Raw genomic sequence first — 3,921 nt, 5'->3', positions numbered from 1 at the left:
AAAAGGGAATTATTAAGGGATATTAATTAATGGTTCCTCGGAGCTCCGCAAGCATCGTCGGGCCCTCCAGCCGCCATAAGCAGTAATGTAACAGAGCTTACGCCGCCTTGTCAGATCCCGGGACGCCATAAACTGTAACTCCAAATGATAAATTATGTTCTGGTTTTATATTGGGGGATTCCAGACTATTACCAGAACCTGCAGACTCCCGCCAGCCGCAACAAAGGGAATTATGCCAACAACTCACATATAGTAATGCAGGCCACCAGCAAATGGGAAGCGCAGGTTCCGACCCTGCCTCTTTGGACAGTCCAATGCTTTCACCAGATTAGCTTGCTTCCCAGATTGAGTGGTTCACCGCTATACAATAGACACTCATACCGCCGCAGGGTATATACTATCCGGGGCACTCCGCAGCACTTATGATTATCAGAATAGACACTCATTCGACCGCATGCCCCTGCAGCTTCTTCAGATCACTATAGGCAACAGCTGTGTCGCCGATTTAGACGTAACACACAAACGCAACCCATCACCTGCAGACAATAGACAACAAATTCACCAGAGCGATGCTGGAAATAAATCCACAGGCCAGCTTCAGCTCTTTTTCATGCGGCCTGGAAAGAATTCCTACACCAGAGAAAAGAAATAGCAACAGAAGGTCCACAGTAGCTACGATATTTCCAAATACATACATTTTAACTACTCCTCCCCAATAATCCTATCTAAAATACTCATGGCCAAGCCATGTGCCGAAGTACCTTGCAGGCAGCTTTCGGTATCTTCATGCTCTGAGGTATATGGCCGCGCTTCATGCAGGGCCGATTCAATACTGGCGAGAAATCCGGCGTATAAATCTTTATGGGTTAACAGTTCCTCTCTAATTACTTTTATAGACGATATTACCTCTCCTTGCTTCACTTCTGTACCTCCCACTGCAGCTCATCCATGGCGGCCTTGGCTAACTCAATCTGGCTGTCACAAAAATTTAGAAGCATTTGCTGTAGGTTTTTACGGTAATCAAATTTTCTGGGACTATCTGTGGTAGAATATCCGCCAAGAATCACGCCGAACCTGTCACTTTGGATTTTCTCTTTTTCTAAAATCAATGAGTTGCACTCAGATTTTGCAGCCTCATATCTATTGACGATACTTTTATGGGATTCATATTCTTTTTCTGTCATGGATATCACCTCCGATCAAGTGTGGTCTTTTTGCTTTTTTTGGGGAAATTTTAGTCCCATTATTGAAGGCCTTTTTTATTTTTCGGCATGGTAAGTGGGGTAAGTAGGCCACGTCCATACATCCCACAGACCCCCGGGGTAGGTCCACATCAAATTGTATAGCAATTATATGTATTGTATAATCTATTCGCTAAACGCTTGTTTTCGGAATAGATTACTATACATCATGCACATATTTAATTTTTATATTTATGCATCTTGTATAGTTAATGTATTGTCCTGCATATTATCAGATAATATTGTTAAATTGTGTCTATATTGTCATCGTCAATGGGGATGTCATCAAGTACTTTGGCCTCGATTTCCTCGGGTGTATGCTCCTGCTGCATACTAGCATTGGGTGTTATGGTGATGTCCTGCACATCCTTCAGGCCGTCATAGTTCTTTTGCCAGAATATCAAGGTGACTGGATTCAGCTTACCCTGACTCCCCAAAAGCTCCCGATATGTTGCCAGAGCTTGCTTAGCTTTTTTAAGGAGGTCAAGACACGATGAGCTTAACTTATGCGTCATACCTCGCATCTCATTGCTCACCTCTTGCTTGGATAGCCCCAAAGCAGCATATAAACCGAGATTGCCAGGTCTAAGCCCCCTCTCAATGCAGTACCCGAAGTATCCATCTATAGCATCTGCTACAGCATCTGAATCCCCTAAGTCTACAGTCGGCGAATGAAACATATCCAGAGCATACTGGCAAAATAACGCGTTTTCGTCTTTGTTCATAGGGGCCACACCATTGCCACCTATAATGGGTGAACCGTTTCCATCCTTGCCGGTCCTGCTTCCTTTACCTCTGGATTTCACAATCTCTTCTCCTGCTGCCCTAACGTCTTTTCTGTCCACCTTCTCACCTCCCCATATATCTCCATAAACCAAAAAGAGACCCCAGCTATTAACTGGAGTCTCCCGAACTCATTCTCACACCGCCGGGATCTTGGCGGATTTAATTTATTGAATTGTGTCTCCGGCTCATGTATACGGATTTAATGTATTAAACCACCCGCAACTTACCGGGTTAGATATATCTAAATTACTTGACTGTATTATATATCTGTATCCCCAAAAATGCAAGAGGAAATTTCCTGGCAGAAAAACCCCCACCAGAAAGAACAATCCCCTGCATCACTGCTCTGGTGGCTGGTGCATTTACTGGAGCCAGTACTTACAGGTATAGCCATAACCTACAGCCTGATATTTACAAGCTGATACGGTTGTACTAGTTTTTTGAATGTAGGGTATACGTGCGCACGCGTACGCGCACATGTGTATACCTATAAATTATTATTTAGTACAAGTGTATCATTTATAATAAAATACCCCTTAAGCCAGCATAAACACTGAATCTAGACATGTACAGTTTAGTATTTTGAAACTGTACAAACAGGCTTGTAACTGTATCAATGATACACTTACGGACGCTATTTCGTAGGGTTTGGAATAAGAAAGGAAGCATTTACTTAAATACATCTTACCCTCAAAAATACTCGTGAACTAGTTTTGAACTAGTTTTTGATACACTTACAACAGCTATTTGTACAGTTACGGAACTGCTAACTGTATCATATGGTTACGCAATTTTATAGATACGAACACAAAAAAGGGCCTACATCTGCAAGCCCCAGTAAATCAAATTTTATCATCATTCTATATCAATAAGCCCAAACAAATCAATCCCAATCAATATCATCATGGGATACGGTCCTATGATGTTTTATATCATTTTCTGCCTCTCTCAGCCTTGCCGCTTCCTCCGGCGTTACCTTTGTAAAATCCGGATCCCAGGCAAGGACTAATTTTTTTATAAACTCAAGCGCAAAGTCCTGATCCTGCTCTGGCAATATCTCAAGTAACTTTGTTGCCTCTTTTACTGCTCCGCTCATCTTATATACACTCCTTTCCTATCCCAGAGATATCATTTATAGATATCCCCTCGGCTCCCTATGTCCATGATATGTAGTATCTCGACGTCGTTTTTACGATATTGGTATATCACTCTATATTTCCCCACCCTCAGGCGCTGGCGGCCGTCAGTGTAGCCTTGCATCACTTTGATATCTCCCTTTGGCGGTTTCTCTGTTAGTCCCTCTATACCTGCTTTGATGCGTTGCTTTGTGGGTTTATCCATGGCTTTTATGGCCTTTGCCGCCGCCTTGCTATACTCTATCTGCATCCCGGTATCTCCTTTCTTTTGATACCTTCATTATACACTATATTTAGTGCTTTGTCAATCTATTTTTCACTATTGTTAGTGCTTTCTTCATCCACATATTTAAGAAGATTCCCCGGCTGCATTTCTAAAATTTTACACAAAGTATCAATAGTCTTTGTACCTGGCACAACCCCAGCTTTCATATCTTGCATAGTCTTTTCACCTATTAGTTTTTCCTTCCTTATCCTACCGGGATTATAGCCATTTTCCCTAAGCAAATCTATAATATCAACTTTAAATTTTAACATAGTATCACCTCAATTATATATTAGCATTCACGCTTTTAATTGTCAACACTATTTTTAGTGAAACCTGCATAAAACCAGCGTTTTAAAATACACTATTTTTAGTGCATTTGTCAATTGCATTTGCACTATTTTTAGTGTACAATGTAATCAAGATAAAGAAAGGGGGAAGCTAAAATGAATATGCAGAAATTAGTCGATGAAATAATTAACAGTGGGTATAC

7 protein-coding genes are annotated in these 3,921 nt (G+C 41.4%); all 7 read right to left on the bottom strand.

Annotation, left to right across the window (positions count from 1 at the left end):
* Positions 1-532: 532 nt before the first annotated feature.
* Positions 533-697, bottom strand: coding sequence for a hypothetical protein (locus BUA56_RS23130; RefSeq protein WP_158641035.1), 165 nt, complete (start codon positions 695-697; stop codon positions 533-535).
* Between the two features lie 5 nt (positions 698-702).
* Complete coding sequence (locus tag BUA56_RS22385) at positions 703-921, bottom strand: hypothetical protein (protein WP_072854964.1); 219 nt, start codon at positions 919-921, stop codon at positions 703-705.
* Positions 918-1,184, bottom strand: coding sequence for a hypothetical protein (locus BUA56_RS22380; protein ID WP_072854963.1), 267 nt, complete (start codon positions 1,182-1,184; stop codon positions 918-920). Before BUA56_RS22380 ends, BUA56_RS22385 begins: the two co-directional genes overlap by 4 nt.
* A 302-nt stretch (positions 1,185-1,486) precedes the next feature.
* The gene (locus BUA56_RS22375) at positions 1,487-2,086 is read right to left on the bottom strand and encodes a hypothetical protein (protein WP_072854962.1); all 600 of its coding nucleotides are present in this window, start codon (positions 2,084-2,086) and stop codon (positions 1,487-1,489) included.
* A gap of 824 nt (positions 2,087-2,910) precedes the next feature.
* Positions 2,911-3,123, bottom strand: coding sequence for a hypothetical protein (locus BUA56_RS22370; protein ID WP_072854961.1), 213 nt, complete (start codon positions 3,121-3,123; stop codon positions 2,911-2,913).
* 32 nt (positions 3,124-3,155) lie between these two features.
* On the bottom strand, positions 3,156-3,413 hold the full coding sequence (locus BUA56_RS22365; RefSeq protein ID WP_072854960.1) for a type II toxin-antitoxin system RelE family toxin: 258 nt from the start codon (positions 3,411-3,413) through the stop codon (positions 3,156-3,158).
* Positions 3,414-3,472: 59 nt separating this feature from the next.
* Positions 3,473-3,700 (bottom strand): helix-turn-helix domain-containing protein, encoded by a 228-nt coding sequence (locus BUA56_RS22360; RefSeq protein ID WP_072854959.1) that lies wholly within the window; start codon positions 3,698-3,700, stop codon positions 3,473-3,475.
* Positions 3,701-3,921: the final 221 nt, after the last annotated feature.

It is taken from the genome of Lactonifactor longoviformis DSM 17459, from assembly GCF_900129135.1.
Lineage (GTDB): Bacteria > Bacillota > Clostridia > Lachnospirales > Lachnospiraceae > Lactonifactor > Lactonifactor longoviformis.
Note: the sequence above shows the minus strand (reverse complement) of the source record. Positions and strands in the feature narration are given on the sequence as shown.

Bases quoted from the DNA above. Each gene is read 5' to 3' on its own strand.
- BUA56_RS23130 (WP_158641035.1), bottom strand. From the start codon at position 697: ATGTATGTATTTGGAAATATCGTAGCTACTGTGGACCTTCTGTTGCTA.
- BUA56_RS22380 (WP_072854963.1), bottom strand. From the start codon at position 1,184: ATGACAGAAAAAGAATATGAATCCCATAAAAGTATCGTCAATAGATAT.
- BUA56_RS22370 (WP_072854961.1), bottom strand. From the start codon at position 3,123: ATGAGCGGAGCAGTAAAAGAGGCAACAAAGTTACTTGAGATATTGCCA.
- BUA56_RS22365 (WP_072854960.1), bottom strand. From the start codon at position 3,413: ATGCAGATAGAGTATAGCAAGGCGGCGGCAAAGGCCATAAAAGCCATG.
- BUA56_RS22360 (WP_072854959.1), bottom strand. From the start codon at position 3,700: ATGTTAAAATTTAAAGTTGATATTATAGATTTGCTTAGGGAAAATGGC.